Source organism: Thermomonas sp. (genome assembly GCF_041905325.1).
Taxonomy (GTDB): domain Bacteria; phylum Pseudomonadota; class Gammaproteobacteria; order Xanthomonadales; family Xanthomonadaceae; genus Thermomonas.
This window is the reverse complement of sequence record NZ_JAYRLK010000004.1, coordinates 63,944-78,597: the sequence shown is the minus strand read 5'-3', so window position 1 is coordinate 78,597 and position 14,654 is coordinate 63,944. Positions and strand designations below refer to the sequence as shown.

Annotated in this window: 11 protein-coding genes and 1 tRNA gene; 8 read left to right on the top strand and 4 right to left on the bottom strand. The window is 67.0% G+C overall.

Translation table 11 applies throughout. The features are described 5' to 3' along the window. The first annotated feature begins 25 nt into the window (after positions 1-25). Entirely contained in the window at positions 26-1,537 is a 1,512-nt protein-coding gene (locus tag ACE3OK_RS05775) for an NADH-quinone oxidoreductase subunit M (RefSeq protein WP_374248598.1), read from the top strand. Between the two features lie 4 nt (positions 1,538-1,541). Continuing rightward, positions 1,542-3,005, top strand: a complete 1,464-nt coding sequence (nuoN, locus tag ACE3OK_RS05770; protein WP_374248597.1) for an NADH-quinone oxidoreductase subunit NuoN — start codon at positions 1,542-1,544, stop codon at positions 3,003-3,005. Between the two features lie 81 nt (positions 3,006-3,086). On the opposite strand, the gene ACE3OK_RS05765 is transcribed toward nuoN, so the two are convergent. Continuing rightward, positions 3,087-3,944, bottom strand: a complete 858-nt coding sequence (locus tag ACE3OK_RS05765) for a hypothetical protein (protein WP_374248596.1) — start codon at positions 3,942-3,944, stop codon at positions 3,087-3,089. Between the two features lie 132 nt (positions 3,945-4,076). Here ACE3OK_RS05765 and ACE3OK_RS05760 point away from each other — a divergent pair, with 132 nt between their 5' ends. After that, a complete protein-coding gene (locus tag ACE3OK_RS05760) occupies positions 4,077-4,325 on the top strand; it encodes a hypothetical protein (RefSeq protein ID WP_374248595.1) in 249 nt (82 codons plus the stop codon). Here ACE3OK_RS05760 and ACE3OK_RS05755 read toward each other — a convergent pair. Next, on the bottom strand, positions 4,309-4,932 hold the full coding sequence (locus ACE3OK_RS05755; protein ID WP_374248594.1) for an energy transducer TonB: 624 nt from the start codon (positions 4,930-4,932) through the stop codon (positions 4,309-4,311). The genes ACE3OK_RS05760 and ACE3OK_RS05755 overlap by 17 nt on opposite strands. A 90-nt stretch (positions 4,933-5,022) precedes the next feature. Between ACE3OK_RS05755 and serS the strand changes: the two genes are divergently transcribed. Together serS and ACE3OK_RS05745 are read left to right on the top strand one after the other, a co-directional pair. Next, a complete protein-coding gene (gene serS / locus ACE3OK_RS05750; RefSeq protein WP_374248593.1) occupies positions 5,023-6,303 on the top strand; it encodes a serine--tRNA ligase in 1,281 nt (426 codons plus the stop codon). 67 nt (positions 6,304-6,370) lie between these two features. Then, positions 6,371-7,348, top strand: a complete 978-nt coding sequence (locus tag ACE3OK_RS05745; protein ID WP_374248592.1) for a LysR family transcriptional regulator — start codon at positions 6,371-6,373, stop codon at positions 7,346-7,348. A 6-nt stretch (positions 7,349-7,354) separates the two neighbouring features. Here the strand turns inward: ACE3OK_RS05745 and ACE3OK_RS05740 are convergent, their stop codons facing one another. Beyond that, entirely contained in the window at positions 7,355-7,861 is a 507-nt protein-coding gene (locus ACE3OK_RS05740; RefSeq protein ID WP_374248591.1) for an Lrp/AsnC family transcriptional regulator, read from the bottom strand. A 139-nt stretch (positions 7,862-8,000) separates the two neighbouring features. On the opposite strand from ACE3OK_RS05740, the gene ACE3OK_RS05735 reads away from it, so the two are divergent. From ACE3OK_RS05735 to ACE3OK_RS05725, 3 genes are all read left to right on the top strand, one after another. After that, positions 8,001-10,688 (top strand): tryptophanase, encoded by a 2,688-nt coding sequence (locus ACE3OK_RS05735; RefSeq protein WP_374248590.1) that lies wholly within the window; start codon positions 8,001-8,003, stop codon positions 10,686-10,688. A 119-nt stretch (positions 10,689-10,807) separates the two neighbouring features. Further along, positions 10,808-10,897: transfer RNA gene (locus ACE3OK_RS05730), tRNA-Ser, on the top strand. 102 nt (positions 10,898-10,999) lie between these two features. Continuing rightward, positions 11,000-11,653 carry a response regulator gene (locus ACE3OK_RS05725; RefSeq protein ID WP_374248589.1) on the top strand — a complete coding sequence of 218 codons (654 nt, stop codon included), beginning with the start codon at positions 11,000-11,002 and terminating at the stop codon, positions 11,651-11,653. Positions 11,654-11,707: 54 nt separating this feature from the next. On the opposite strand, the gene ACE3OK_RS05720 is transcribed toward ACE3OK_RS05725, so the two are convergent. Next, positions 11,708-14,584 carry an Rne/Rng family ribonuclease gene (locus ACE3OK_RS05720; RefSeq protein ID WP_374248588.1) on the bottom strand — a complete coding sequence of 959 codons (2,877 nt, stop codon included), beginning with the start codon at positions 14,582-14,584 and terminating at the stop codon, positions 11,708-11,710. Positions 14,585-14,654 lie beyond the last annotated feature (70 nt).

The window sequence follows — 14,654 nt, the reverse complement described above, 5'->3', positions numbered from 1 at the left end:
CGATGACTGGATGGAAACCGCAAGCGTGACCCACTGGCCCCTGCTTAGTTTGTTGATCTGGCTGCCGATCCTTGGTGGCGTGTTCTCACTGTTGGCCGGCAACAAGCGGCCGGAGCTTGCGCGCTGGATCGCGCTTGCGTTCGCGTTGCTGACGCTGGCCCTGAGCATCCCGTTGTTCACCGGCTTCCAGATGGGCAGCGCAGCGATGCAGTTCGTCGAGCTGCGCCCGTGGATTCCGGCCTACGACATCCAGTACCACCTTGGCGTGGATGGCTTGTCGGTGCCGCTGGTGGGCCTGACCGCGTTGGTGGGCGTGCTGGTGCTGGTGGGTGCATGGGGGTCGGTGCAAAAGCGCGTGGCGCAGTACTTCGCCTGCCTGATGTTCCTGGAAGGCGTGATGATCGGTGCGTTCTGCGCGCTGGACTCGATGCTGTTCTACGTGTTCTTCGAGGCGATGCTGATCCCGATGTTCATCGTGATCGGCGTGTGGGGCGGGCCGCGCCGCATCTATGCGTCGCTGAAGTTCTTCCTGTACACCTTCATCGGCTCGGTGTTCATGCTGGTCGGGTTGATCTACCTGTACCTGAAGGGCGGCAGCTGGCAGATCGCCGACATGGCGGCGCTGCCGCTGACGATGCAGGAGCAAACCTGGCTGTTCTTCGCGTTCTTCGCGGCCTTCGCGATCAAGGTGCCGATGTTCCCGGTGCATACCTGGTTGCCGGATGCGCACGTCGAGGCACCCACCGGCGGCTCGGTGGTGCTGGCGGCGATCATGTTGAAGATCGGTGGCTACGGTTTCCTGCGCTTCACCCTGCCGATCGTGCCCGACGCCGGCCACGAGTATGCCTGGCTGATGATCGCCTTCAGCCTGGTCGCGATCGTGTACGTGGGCCTGGTGGCGCTGGTGCAGGAAGACATGAAGAAGCTGATCGCCTATTCGTCGGTCGCGCACATGGGCTTCGTGATCCTTGGCACATTCATCGCCTTCGCGCTGGTGCGCGACCAGCAACTGGCGGATGGTGCCCAGCTGGGCTTGCAGGGCGCGATGGTGCAGATGATCTCGCACGGGTTCATCTCCGGCGCGATGTTCTCCTGCGTGGGCGTGCTGTACGACCGCATGCACACCCGCATGATCCGCGACTACGGCGGCGTGGCGAAGGTGATGCCGTGGTTCGCGCTGTTCTGGGTGTTCTTCGCGATGGCCAATTGCGGCCTGCCGGGCACCAGCGGCTTCGTCGGCGAGTTCGTGGTCATCCTGGCCAGCTTCCAGCAAAGCCCGCTGATCGCCTTCGGTGCGGCGCTGACCCTGATCATCGGTGCCGGCTATTCGCTGTGGCTGACCAAGCGGATCATCTGGGGCGACGTCGGCAACGCGCACGTGGCCGGATTGCAGGACATCAACGCCCGCGAGTGGATCGTGCTGGGCGTGTTCGCCGCCTTCACGCTGGCGCTGGGCATCAACCCCAAGCCGCTGACCGATTTGATGGATCCGTCCATCTCGCAACTGGCGAGCCAGCTCGCCGCCACCAAGCTCTGAGGACATGACGACGATGCAGGCCACTCTCGCCATGCCGGCAGCCACCGAACTGCTGCCGCTGATTCCCGAACTGGTGCTGGTGGGTGCTGCGTTCGCCCTGCTGATGCTGGATCTGTTCCTGTCCGACGCCCGGCGCGCCGTGACCAACGTGCTGGCGGTGCTCGTCCTGCTGGTGGTTGCCGGCTTGCTGGTGGCCGGCGTGGGTGCGGGTGGCGACAGCCACGTGCTCCACGGCATGTTCGTGCGCGACACCATGGCCGACGTGCTGAAGGTCGGTGCCTGCGTGGTGTCGGCCCTGGCGCTGTTGTTCGTGTGGCCTTACCTGCGCGAGCGCGGCCTGTACAAGGGCGAGGTGTCGGTGCTGGTGCTGTTTGCGGTGCTGGGCATGATGCTGCTGATCTCCGCTGGCAGCCTGATCATGGTCTACCTGGGGCTGGAACTGCTGGCGCTGAGCTCGTATGCGCTGGTGGCGGTGGATCGCGACAGCAAGCTGGCCTCGGAAGCGGCGATGAAGTACTTCGTGCTGGGTGCGCTGGCCTCCGGCCTGCTGCTGTACGGCATGTCGCTGGTGTACGGTGCCACCGGCAGCCTGGACCTGGCGGCCATTCGCGACGCCGCGCCCGGCGTGGCGCAGCCGATGCTGTTGCTGACCGGCGTGGTGTTCATGATCGCCGGCATCTCGTTCAAGTTCGGTGCCGCGCCGTTCCACATGTGGCTGCCCGACGTCTACCACGGTGCGCCCACACCCATCACCTTGTTCATTGGTTCGGCTCCCAAGCTGGCCGCGTTCGCGATGGTGGTGCGCCTGCTGGGCTTCGGTGCCTCGCCGCTGGCGGCGCAGTGGCAGCCGATGCTGGCGGTGCTGGCGGCGTTGTCGCTGATATTGGGCAATGTCATCGCGCTGATGCAGACCAACCTCAAGCGCATGCTGGCCTATTCCACCATCTCCCACGTCGGCTTCCTGTTCCTGGGCCTGGCCGGTGGTGGCGTGGAAGGCTATTCGGCGGCGATGTTCTACGCGATCAGCTATGCGCTGATGGCCACTGCGGCGTTCGGCGTGATCGTGCTGTTGTCGCGGCGCGGTTTCGAGGCGGATGCCATCGACGACTTCAAGGGCCTGAATGCGCGCGATCCGTGGAGCGCCGGCATGGTGCTGTGCGTGATGGCCTCGCTGTGCGGCATCCCGCCGTTCCTCGGCTTCTGGGCCAAGCTGGCGGTGCTGCGCGCAGCAATCAACGGCGGCATGCTGTGGTTGGCGCTGGTGGGCGTGGTGTTCGCGGTGATCGGCGCGTTCTACTACCTGCGCGTCATCAAGGTGATGTACTTCGATGAGCCCGTGGGCGAGCCGGTACTGCCGCGCGACGATGCCATGCTGAAGTTGGTGTTCGGAATCAACGCGCTGGGCTTGCTGGTGCTGGGCGTGTTCTGGAACCCGTTGATGGCCTGGTGCCAGAGCGCGTTCGCCTGAGCAGGCCATTGCCCGTTCCATGAATTGCGGGGCACGCCACGGCGTGCCCCGTTGCGTTGAAGGGGACGGCGGCGTGCGCGGTCAGGCCAGTTGGTCGGCCGCGAAAGCGGCATCCAGCGTTTCCATCGCGTCCAGCGGCTTGCACTTCGATGCCTTCTCGTAGGCCTCGGCGGCGGCATCCTCGTTGCGGTTCTCGTCGAGCAGCAGCAGGACGTTGCCATGCTCGACGTGCGCGATCGGCGAGGCCGGGGTGAGCTTGAGCGCCTCGCGGATGTGCTTGTCGGCCTCGCCGGCCTTGGCACCGTAGGTCAGGCCGCCGATCATCGCGCCGATCTTGTTGATGATCTCGGCGTGGTAGACCGCCAGCGCGGTGTGTGCCTCGGCGTGTTTCGGCGCCAGCTTTAGGGTGGCATCCAGGGCGGTGCGTACCTTGCCGGCGATGCCCATTTTCAACGCCTTGGCGATCGACAGGCCCTGGCTGTAACGGCCCAGCGCGAAGGCCAGCCGGTAGTGGCTGTTGGCTTCGTCCGGCAGCGCCTTGGCGGCGGCTTCGGCGAGCGCGGCGGCGCGTTCGAAGCGCTTGAGTTTCTCGTCGTCGTCATCGACCAGATAGGTGGCGTGGATGCCCAGCGCCTTGACCGCCACCGAAGTCCCCACCGGCCCGAGCGCCTCACCGGATGCGCAGGCCGCCTGGAAGTCGCCACGATGGAAGGCGCGCCATGCGTCCTGCAAGGCGTTCGCCAGCGCGTCGGCCTCGAGCTTGGGCGCGGCCTTGCCGGCGGCTTTCAGCAATGCGGCGGCACGCTTGGCATCCGGGAACGGCTCGCAATCGCCGGCGTGCAGTTTCGGCCATGCTTTCTTCAGTGCATCGCCGGTGTAGGCGAAGGCGTGGGCGTCGTGCGGAAAAGCCGCCCATGCGGCGGGTTTCTTGCTGGCCATGCGGCATGTTCCCTGCGGTGTCGGTGGCCCAGCATCATGCCGCGCAGGGCGTCTGGCAAGGGGGGAGGTAGTGTGAAAGCTCGGTCGCGCGGCCTCAATCTGCGCCCGTGATCCCCCGTATCGGAGGCCGCCATGGCCGTGCAACGCAAAGCCCTCGCTCGCCGGGTCAAACCCGCCCTTGACCTGACCCCGCGCCACCTGTGGCTGGCATCGTTGGGACTGCTGGAGGCCGCGTATCGGCTGGCAGTGCGGGCGGCGCATTGCACCGGCATCCGCATCGACCATGCCCTGGCCGATGCACGTTATGCCGCGCGGCGTTCCGAAGCGCGCCTGGATGGCGTGCGTGGCCGGGTGACGGCGCGGATCAGCCGCCGGGGCTGAACACGATCGGCACCACGACGTCGGCACTGGCCGGCTGGCCGTTGTGCATGGCCGGGCGGAACGTCCAGCGGTGCAGGGCTTCCAGTGCCGCCCGGTCAAGCTGCCGGTTGCCGCTGGATTCCACCAGTTCCAGTTGCTCCACGCTGCCATCGGCGGCGACGCTGACCTTGACCCGCACGGTGCCTCCGGCCCCCGCGCGCATGGCGTCCTGCGGGTAGCGCGGCGCCGGCGAGGACAGTGGCACGGGGGTGTCGCTGTCGCCCGCTTGCGACGCCGGCTTCGGTGCCGGCGCGGGGGTAGCGCGTGCGGGAGATTGCGCCGTGTCGGGGACGGGGGGCGGCGTGTCGCGGGGCACGGTCGGTACTTTCGAGACATCCAGCCCGCTGGCATTGCCGGTGCCGGCGACATCGGGGGGCAAGGGGGCCGGCAGGGCGCTTGACGGTTCGGTATCGGTGCCGGTGCCATCCGCCTTGTAGAAGTCGTAGTCGTGGCGGGCGTTCAGCCAGACCAGCAGGAACAACAGCAAGCCCACGCCGAAGGCGATGGCCAGCAGCTTCAGCAGGTGGGGCGAGAACAATTTGGTGGGCGGCGGGGTGGTATCGGCCATGGCCGCATTCTGGCACAGCCATCGCGATGCACTGCGATCCCGCCCGCGCTCGGCGATAATGGCGGTTCATTCCCGCGATCTCCCACGCCCATGCTCGATCCCGCCCTGCTGCGCTCCAACCCCGCCGATCTTGCCGAACGCCTGCGCGCCGCGCGCGGCTTCGAACTCGACGTCGCCCGCCTCGAAGCGCTGGAAGCCAGCCGCAAGCAGATCCAGGTCCGCACGCAGGAACTGCAGAACCTGCGCAATACCCGCAGCAAGCAGATCGGCATGCTCAAGGCCAAGGGCGAGGACGTGGCCGCGGTGATGGCGGAGGTGGCCGGCTTTGGCGAGGAGCTGAAGGCGTCCGAGGTCGAGCTGGAGCGGATCCGCGGCGAGATCGAGGCGATTGCCGCCGGCATCCCCAACCTGCCCGATGCCAGCGTGCCGCTGGGCGGCGGCGAGGCCGACAACGTCGAGCAGCACTGCTGGGGCACGCCGCGCAGCTTCGATTTTGCGGTCAAGGACCACGTGGAGTTGGGCGCGCGCCATGGCTGGCTGGACGGCGAGACCGCGGCCAAGCTGTCCGGCTCGCGCTTCACCGTGCTGCGTGGCCAGCTGGCCCGCCTGCACCGCGCGCTGGCGCAGTTCATGCTGGACCTGCACACCGGCGAGCACGGCTACGAGGAAACCAACGTCCCGGTGATCGTCAACGCCGAATCGATGCGCGGCACCGGCCAGCTGCCGAAGTTCGAGGAAGACCTGTTCTCCACCCAGCTGGGCGAACACAAGCGTTACCTGATCCCGACCAGCGAAGTGCCGCTGACCAATATCGTCCGCGATGAAATTGTGGATGCCGAGCGCCTGCCGCTGCGGATGACCGCGCATTCGATGTGCTTCCGCTCCGAAGCCGGCAGCGGTGGCCGCGACGTGCGCGGGATGATCCGCCAGCACCAGTTCGAGAAGGTCGAACTGGTCAGCGTCGCGAAACCGGAGGAGTCCGACGCCGAGCACCTGCGCATGACCCGCTGTGCCGAAACCGTGCTGGAAAAGCTGGGCCTGCCGTACCGCAAGGTGCTGCTGTGCACCGGCGACATGGGCTTCGGTGCCACCAAGACGTTCGACCTTGAAGTCTGGCTGCCTTCGCAGGACACCTACCGCGAGATCTCCTCCTGCTCCAACTGCGGCGACTTCCAGGCCCGCCGCATGCAGGCGCGCTGGCGCAACCCGGCCACCGGCAAGCCGGAACTGGTGCACACCTTGAACGGTTCCGGCGTGGCCGTAGGTCGCGCGCTGATCGCGGTGATGGAGAATTACCAGAACGCCGACGGCAGCATCGACGTGCCCGACGTGCTGCGCCCGTACATGGGCGGGGCTGTGAAAATCGATTGAGTGCGTTGCATTTTCATTGACAAGGGTGGTCGAATAGTCGGGATTGTTCCGATATTGGAATTTCCCGATGCAAGACCTCAATGATCTCTACTACTTCGCCGCCGTGGTCGACCACGGCGGCTTTGCCGCTGCCGAACGCGCGCTGGGCATTCCCAAGTCGCGCCTGAGCCGGCGCATCAGCGCGCTGGAGGCGGAGCTTGGCGTGCGGTTGCTGCAGCGCTCCACGCGCCGCTTCGCGGTCACCGACGTCGGCACCAGCGTGCACCGCCATGCGCAGTCGATGCTGGCCGAGGCGCAGGCCGCGCGCGAGGCGGTGGACCGGCTCAGCGTGGAGCCGCGTGGCAGCGTGCGGGTCAGCGTGCCGGTATCGATGGCGCAGCAACAGATGCCCAGGCTGCTGCCGGAGTTCATGGCCCTGCACCCGAAGGTGCGGGTGCAATTGATCGTCAGCAACCGGCGCGTCGATGTCATCAACGAAGGCGTGGACGTGGCCATCCGCGTGCGCAGCAAGCTGGACGAGGACGGCAGCCTGGTGATGCGCAGCTTCGGCCAGATCCAGGAACTGCTGGTGGCCAGCCCGGCCTACCTGGACCGCGCCGGTCGCCCGCAAATGCCGGAGCAACTGGCCGAGCACATTACCCTGAGCGTCAGTGAAGACGAGGCGCGGCAGCGTTGGGAATTGCATGGGCCGGAAGGTGAAGTGCGGCGGGTCGAATTGCAGCCGCGCGTCACCGGCTTCGATTTCCCGATGATGCAGGCGATGGCGGAAGGAGGCGTGGGCATCACGTTGCTGCCGGAAACCATCTGCGCCGCTGCCGTACGGCGTGGCGACCTGGAAGTGGTGTTGCCGCAATGGCGACTGCCGCAAGGCATTGCGCATGCGGTGTTCGCCTCGCGGCGCGGCATGCTGCCGGCGGTGCGGGTGTTCATCGACTTCCTCGCCGAGCGCCTGCCCCCCATGCTGGAGGCGGCACGGTTGGAGTGCAGCGACCCGGAATGCCTCAAGCGCCGGGCCCGCGCGGGGCACAAGCCGCGCGCGCGTTGAGCCGGCTCAAGGCTTGCCGCGGCGTGCCTGCACGGGCCTGCCGGCGGCGGGCGGGACGATCGCGCGGCGCGGCACCGGCGTGGACAGCACGATGGATGTCGAGGTGGTGCCATACGGCGTGAGCCGGTCGATCAGTCGCTCCAGGTCCTCCACCGTGGCCACCGCCACCGAGGCGGTGAAGGAATCGGCACCGGTGCCGCGATGGCATTCCAGTACTTCCGGCATCTTGCGCACGCAGTCGGTGACTTTGGCCAGCACGTCGCCGACCACGCTCATGCGCACGATGGCAAGGATCGGCCGGCCGATTTTCGCCAGATCCAATTCCGCGCGGTAGCCGCGGATCACGCCTGCCGCCTCCAGTTGACGCACGCGTTCGGTCACGGCCGGCGTGGACATGCCCACGCGCCTGCCCAGCTCGGTGAAACTGGTGCGGCCGTCTTCCTGCAGCACCTCCAGGATGCGCCAATCGGTGGCATCGACGGTTCTTGGTTGTTCGTAAGGTTTTTTGACCATTTTGTTGATGAAAGAATGATATTTGTTGCTTGAAGCTTAACAAATTGCATTCATTGGCGGGTTTTACATTCCTAAAATTCCTCCTGTAGCGCGTGGCCGCCACGCGCGCGTCCGACTTTCATCCGTCCAGGAGCAACCCATGGCAACACCCGTTCCCGTCCACGAGCCGCACAAGGTCAAGACCGTTCGCCCGATCGCGTTCCCGACCCTCGACGAGCGCAAGCGCAACCTTGCCGCCGCGCATTCCAACGTGTTCAACCTGACCCCGCGGCAGGTCACCTTCGACATGGTGTCCTATGGCTGCGGGGCGATGACGCAGGAGCAACTGGCGGGGCAATTGGTGGGCGACGAGGCCTATGCCGGCGCGCGCAATTTCGAGAACCTGACCGCCGTCATCAATCGCGTGCTGGGGCACACCTATGTCTGCCCGACCCACAACACGCTGGGGTCGGTGAAGATCCTGCTGCACGTGTTCGCGGAAAGCGGCCAGCGCCTGCCCAGCAATGCGCGCGGCCGGGTGGACCTGCACGCCCCGCGCGGGATCGAGCTGCGCGACGTGCGCGACCACGGCGAGGCGGTGTTCACCGGCAATTTCGATCTGGCCCGGCTGGAAGAAGAGGTCAAGGCCCAGCGCCCGCCGTTCATCGGCGCGCAGGCGTTTGCCGACGGCCAGCATCCGGTCAGCCTGGCCAACCTGCGCGCGGCGCGCGAGCTGGCCGATCGCCACGGCTTGCGGCTGGTGCTGGACCTGTCGCGGGTGGTGGAAAACGCCTGGTACATCCAGCGTTTCGAAACCGGCATGGGCGACCGCACCATCGCCGAATTGGTCAAGCTGCTGGCCAAGACCGCGCACGTGGTGATGATGGATGGCGCGCAGGACGCACGCGCCAATACCGGTGGCTTCCTCGCCACCGACAACCCGGCCGACCACGAGCACTTCATCAATGAAATCGTGGTGTTCGAAGGGCTGCACACCTACGGCGGCATGGCCGGGCGCACCATGGAGGTGATCGCACGCGGGCTGGATGAAATGTGCGACGAGCCCACCGTGCAATGGGCGATGCACCAGGTGGAACGCTTCACCGCGCGCCTGCGCGAGGCCGGCGTGCCGATCGAGCGCGGCTGCGATGGCGCCTATCTGCGCGCGGATGCGTTCCTGCCGCAGGTGGACAAGTATCCGCAACATGCGCTGGCCTGCGCGCTGTACCAGAGCGCAGGCGTGCGCGCGCTGGCACAGGGGCTGGTGGGGCGCGACCACCTGCTGCCGTTGCAGATCCCGCGGCTGGCGATGACCAACCGGCAACTGGACCAGGTGGCCGACGCGGTCATCGCCCTGCATCGCCAGCGCGATCGCGTGCTGGCGCTGGAGCTGGAACGCGATGGCCAGTGGCACGATGAATTGCGCTTCGGCCCGGCCTTCGCCGACCTGGAGGTGGTGGAGTTCGATTGCGAGCCGTGGCTGATCCACACCCTGGAGCCGATCGCCGTCACCACCCGCGAGCAACGCGAGCGCGCGATCCGCGAGGCCGGCTGGAACACCTTCCTGCTGCGTTCGGCGGACGTGGCCATCGACCTGCTGACCGACTCCGGCACCACCGCGATGTCCACCGTGCAGTGGGCCGCCTACGATGCCGCGCTGCCCACGCCGGCCACCAGCAGCGCCTACCTCGACTTCGCCGCCGCGATCCGCGACACCTACGGCTACGAATACGTGCTGCCCACCCACCAGGGCCGCGCGGCCGAGCAGATCCTCTCGGAAGTGATGATCAAGCCCGGCCAGTACGTGCCCGGCAACATGTACTTCACCACCACCAAGGTGCACCAGGAATACGCGGGCGGCATCTTCGCCGACGTGATCGTCGACGAGGCGCACGACCCCGCCTCGCCGTTCCGCTGGAAGGGCAACATCGACATCGCCAAGGTCGATGCGCTGGTGCAGAAGCATGGTGCCGCGCAGATCGCCTACATCTCGTTCGAGCTGTCGGTGAACCTGGCCGGTGGCCAGCCGGTGTCGATGGACAACCTGCGCGAGGTCTATGCCTACACCCGCAAGCACGGCATCCCGGTGATGTTCGATGCCACCCGCGCGGTGGAGAACGCCTGCATGATCCAGCGCCACGACCCGCGCTATGCCGGTTCCAGCGTCAAGGACATCCTGCACGAGATGATGTTGTACGGCGACGGTGCCACCGTCTCCGGCAAGAAGGACTACCTGATCAACATCGGCGGCCTGCTGACCTACAAGGACAACGCCGAATGGGCGCGCAAGTCGGAGGCCAAGCTGCGCATCTACGAAGGCGGCGTGCGTGACGGCGGCTTGCCGGCGGCCGACCTGGCGGCGATGGCGCAGGGCGTGCGTGAAATGGTCGACGACCGCTACATCCACGCCCGCGTCAGCCAGGCGCAACGCCTGGCGGGCTGGCTGAAGGAGGCCGGCGTGCCGGTGGTGGAGCCAACCGGCAGCCATGCGGTGTTCGTGGATGCACGGCGCTTCCTGCCGCATGTGGACCAGGACGAATACCCGGCGCAACGCCTGTCCAGCGAAATCTACGTGGAAACCGGGGTGCGCCCGATGGAGCGCGGCAACGTGTCCAGCGGCCGCAACCATGCCGGGCAGAACTACCGCCCGAAGCTGGAGCTGGTGCGGCTGACCCTGTCGCGGCGCGTGTATACCGACGACCACCTGCGTGAAGTGGCCAACGGCATCATTCGCCTGTGGCAACGTCGTGACGCCATCCACGGCCTGCGCTTCGTCTACGAACCCAAGGACCTGCGCTTCTTCCAGGGCCGCTTCGAACCACTGGAAGCGGTGCCGGCCACGGCCTGATGCATGCAGGCCGCCGGTTGCGCGCCAGACGCGTGCAGCCGGTGGCCGCGCATGCGAAAATCCTTTCCGTGCCGGATGTGCCGACCAGGATCGGGATGCGGTGCCATCGGGAAAGCAACGGAAGCGTGGCCGAGCGGTTTAAGGCACCGGTCTTGAAAACCGGCGATGGGTCAAACCATCCGTGAGTTCGAATCTCACCGCTTCCGCCATCCCCGTATTCGGACTTTTCCTAGCCAGGATCGCGGCATCGCCTGCTTGGATGCCCTCCTGCCCGGCAGTAAGCTGCGCCTATCGAATCAGGGGGAGTGGGGATGGCCATCAGGGTATTCATCGTCGACGATCATGCGCTGGTGCGCACCGGCTTTCGCTTGATCCTCGGGGGGCAGGCGGACATCGAGGTGGTGGGCGAGGCCGAAAGCGCCGAAGACGCCTTGCCGCAGATTCGCAAGCTCAAGCCCGATGTGCTGCTGTGCGACCTGCACCTGCCGGGCTTGAGTGGCCTGGAATTGACCGAGCGGGTGGTGCGCGGCGACAGCGGCACGCGGGTGATCGCGGTGTCGGTGCTGGAGGACGGCCCGATGCCGCGGCGCTTGCTGGAGGCGGGCGCATTCGGCTACGTGGGCAAGGCCTGCGATGCCGATGAATTGCTGCGCGCGGTGCGCGACGTGGCGCGCGGCAAGCGTTACCTGGCCAGCGCGATCGCACAGGGGCTGGCCTTGGCGGGCTTGCAGGGGGAATCGGCGTCGCCGTTCGACACCCTCACGCCACGCGAACTGGAAGTGGCGTTGCTGCTGAACCAGGGGTTGCGGCAGGAGGCCATCGCCAAGCGCCTCAGCCTGAGCGCGAAGACGGTGAATACGCACAAGACCCGGCTGTTCGACAAGCTCGGCATCCACGACAACATCGCTTTGGCGCGACTGGTCAGCCAATACGGCCTGATCGATCCCGCCCACGCCATGCACTGACGTGGCGCGGGGCCTGGCCCCGGCACCGGCGAGTGCCGGGCCGGGGCGTACGGGTCAAGCGCCTGGGTGGGCCGGCTCGCGGGTCTCGCTGGCGGCATCCAGCGGCGGCTGCGTGGCGGTCACTTCGGGCGTGGTTTCGGTCTCGGCCAGGCGGGCGCTGTCGAACAGCCCACGCAATTGCTCCGCACGCTGGGCGGTGTCGGCGTCTTCGCCGTGGGCGGCAGGCGTGGGCAGCATCTCCGGGGCGGGCACGCTCTCGGCTTCCACCGCGGCCGTGGCCGTGGCGGCATCCACCGGTGGCAGCAGCTCGGCCTGGGATGCCGTGGCGGGCAACGTGGCATCCACCTCGATCCGTACCGACGCGGCTGCGTCGGCAGGGGTCTCGACGATGCTGGCCGCCGCTGCCGGCGGCAACGAACTGGCCGTCGGGACGGCCTCGACCGGGGCGGTTTCAACCGGAGCGGCTTCGACCGGAGCGACGGTTGCAGCGCGCGGGGCCGGCGACGGCAGATCGTCGAAGTCGAATTCCGGCTGTGATGCGTCGGGACCGACCACCTCATCCAGCGCGTCGTCGTGATCCATCGCCTCATCGGCGGTGCCGCTGGCTTCGCCATTGCCGCGACGACGACGACGACCACCACGGCGTCCACGGCGACGCTTGCTGCCGCCTTCACCCAGTGCCTCCTCGGCATTGGCCGCAGGCGTGGTCAGGGTGTCTTGCGCGGGATCGGCGATGACGTCGGTTGGCGTACCCATCAGCGGGGCCACGGCTGCGGGTGGCGCGGCCAGAACAACGGCTGCGGCCGGGATGACGGGTTCGGCCAGTGCGGGATTGGCCGCCGGCGACGTGGTCTCGGCGGGGCGTTCCGGGCGCGGCGGACGTGGCGGCTTGGGCGCTTGCTGCGGGGGTTGCTGCGCAGCTTGCGCCTGCTGCTTGTCCTGGCGCGGTGCCTGCGGCTGCCGGTCCTGGCGCTCCTGCTTTTGCGGCTGGGCGGGCTGCGGCTTCTGCGCCTGCTGCTGCTTTTGCTTCTGCGGCTGTTGCTGCGGACGCTGCTGGTCGCGCTGGCGGTTGTCGTCGCGGCGCTGTTCGTTGCGGTTGCGACCGTCGCGGCCGCGGTTGCCGCGCTCGTCGCGGCGCTGCTGGCCGCCCTCGCGGGCAGGGGCGATTGCCGGTACGGCGGGAGCCGTTGCCGGTGCGGCACCGAACAGGGTCCGCAGCCAGCCAAGCACGCCGCCGTGGGCGGCCGGTGCCGGTACCGGATGCACGAAGGCGGGTGCTTCCTCCTGCACCGCCTCTTCCTGCGGCATCGGCCTGGGCTCGCGCAGCGGTGCCGGCTGGGCCGGCTTGACCTTGGTGACGGCCGGCGGCGGGATGTTCAGCTGGGCCTTGGTCAGGGCGATGGTGTTGAGCTTGCGCGGGGTACCGCGCTGGTAGCTGGGCTTGGTGGTTTCCTCGCCCATTTCGTTGTCGCGGATGCGGGTGACTTCGTAATGCGGGGTATGCAATTGCTCATCGGCCACGATCACGATGGGCGCGTCATGGCGCGCTTCGATTTCACGCAGCGCGGCGCGTTTTTCGTTGAGCAGGAAATTGGCGATTTCCACCGGCGCCTGCACCAGCACCTGGCCGGTGTTGTCCTTCATCGCGTGCTCCTCGGCGACGCGGATGATCGACAGGCTCAGCGACTCGATGCTGCGCATGCGGCCATGGCCCTCGCAGCGCGGGCACACGATCTGGCTGGCCTCGCCCAAGCTGTTGCGCAGGCGTTGGCGGCTCATTTCCAGCAGGCCGAAGCGGCTGATGCGGCCGATCTGCACGCGCGCACGATCGTATTTCAGCGCGTTCTGCAGCTTGTTCTCGACATCGCGCTGGTGCTTGTTGGAGGTCATGTCGATGAAGTCGATCACCACCAGGCCGCCGAGGTCGCGCAGGCGCAGCTGGCGGGCCACTTCCTCGGCTGCCTCCAGGTTGGTGTTGAACGCGGTTTCCTCGATGTCGCCGCCCTTGGTGGCACGCGCCGAGTTGACGTCGATCGCGGTCAGCGCCTCGGTCTGGTCGATCACCAGCGCGCCGCCGGAAGGCAGGCGGATGGTGCGTTCGTAGGCGTTCTCGATCTGCGATTCGATCTGGAAGCGATTGAACAGCGGGGTGTCGTCGGTGTAGTGCTTGAGCTTGCGCTTGTTGTGCGGCATCACCTGCTCGACGAACTCGAGCGCCTCGGCGTACATCTCCGGTGTATCCACCAGGATTTCACCGACGTCGGAGCGCATGTAGTCGCGCAGGGCGCGCACGATCAGGCGCGATTCCTGGTAGATCAGGAACGGGGCGGGCTTGGACAGCGCGGCCTCGGCGATCGCGCGCCAGATCGACAGCAGATAGTCCAGATCCCACTGCAATTCTTCCGCATCGCGGCCGACGCCGGCGGTGCGGATGATCACGCCCATGTCGTCGGGGATGTTCAGCGCGTCCATCGCGCGCTTGAGTTCGGCGCGGTCGTCGCCTTCGATCCGGCGCGACACGCCGCCGGCGGTGGGCGAATTCGGCATCAGCACCATGTAGCGGCCGGCCAGCGAGATGAACGTGGTCAGGGCGGCGCCCTTGTTGCCGCGCTCTTCCTTGTCCACCTGCACCACGACTTCCTGGCCTTCGCGCAGGAGTTCCTTGATGCCGGCCTTGTGGGTGTCCACGCCGGCCTGGAAGTAGTCCTTGGAGATTTCCTTCAACGGCAGGAAGCCGTGACGCTCGGCGCCGTATTCCACGAACGCGGCTTCCAGCGAGGGCTCCAGCCGGGTGATCCGGCCCTTGTAGATGTTGGATTTCTTGTTGTCGTGGGACGGCTGTTCGATATCGATGTCGTACAGGTTCTGGCCATCGACGATGGCCACGCGCAGTTCTTCCGCCTGCGTGGCGTTGATGAGCATTCGCTTCATTGTGGGCTCCTCGTGCGCTTCCCTGCCCGGTGGGGCATGGCACGGAACGCCATGGGGCTTTCGCCTCTGG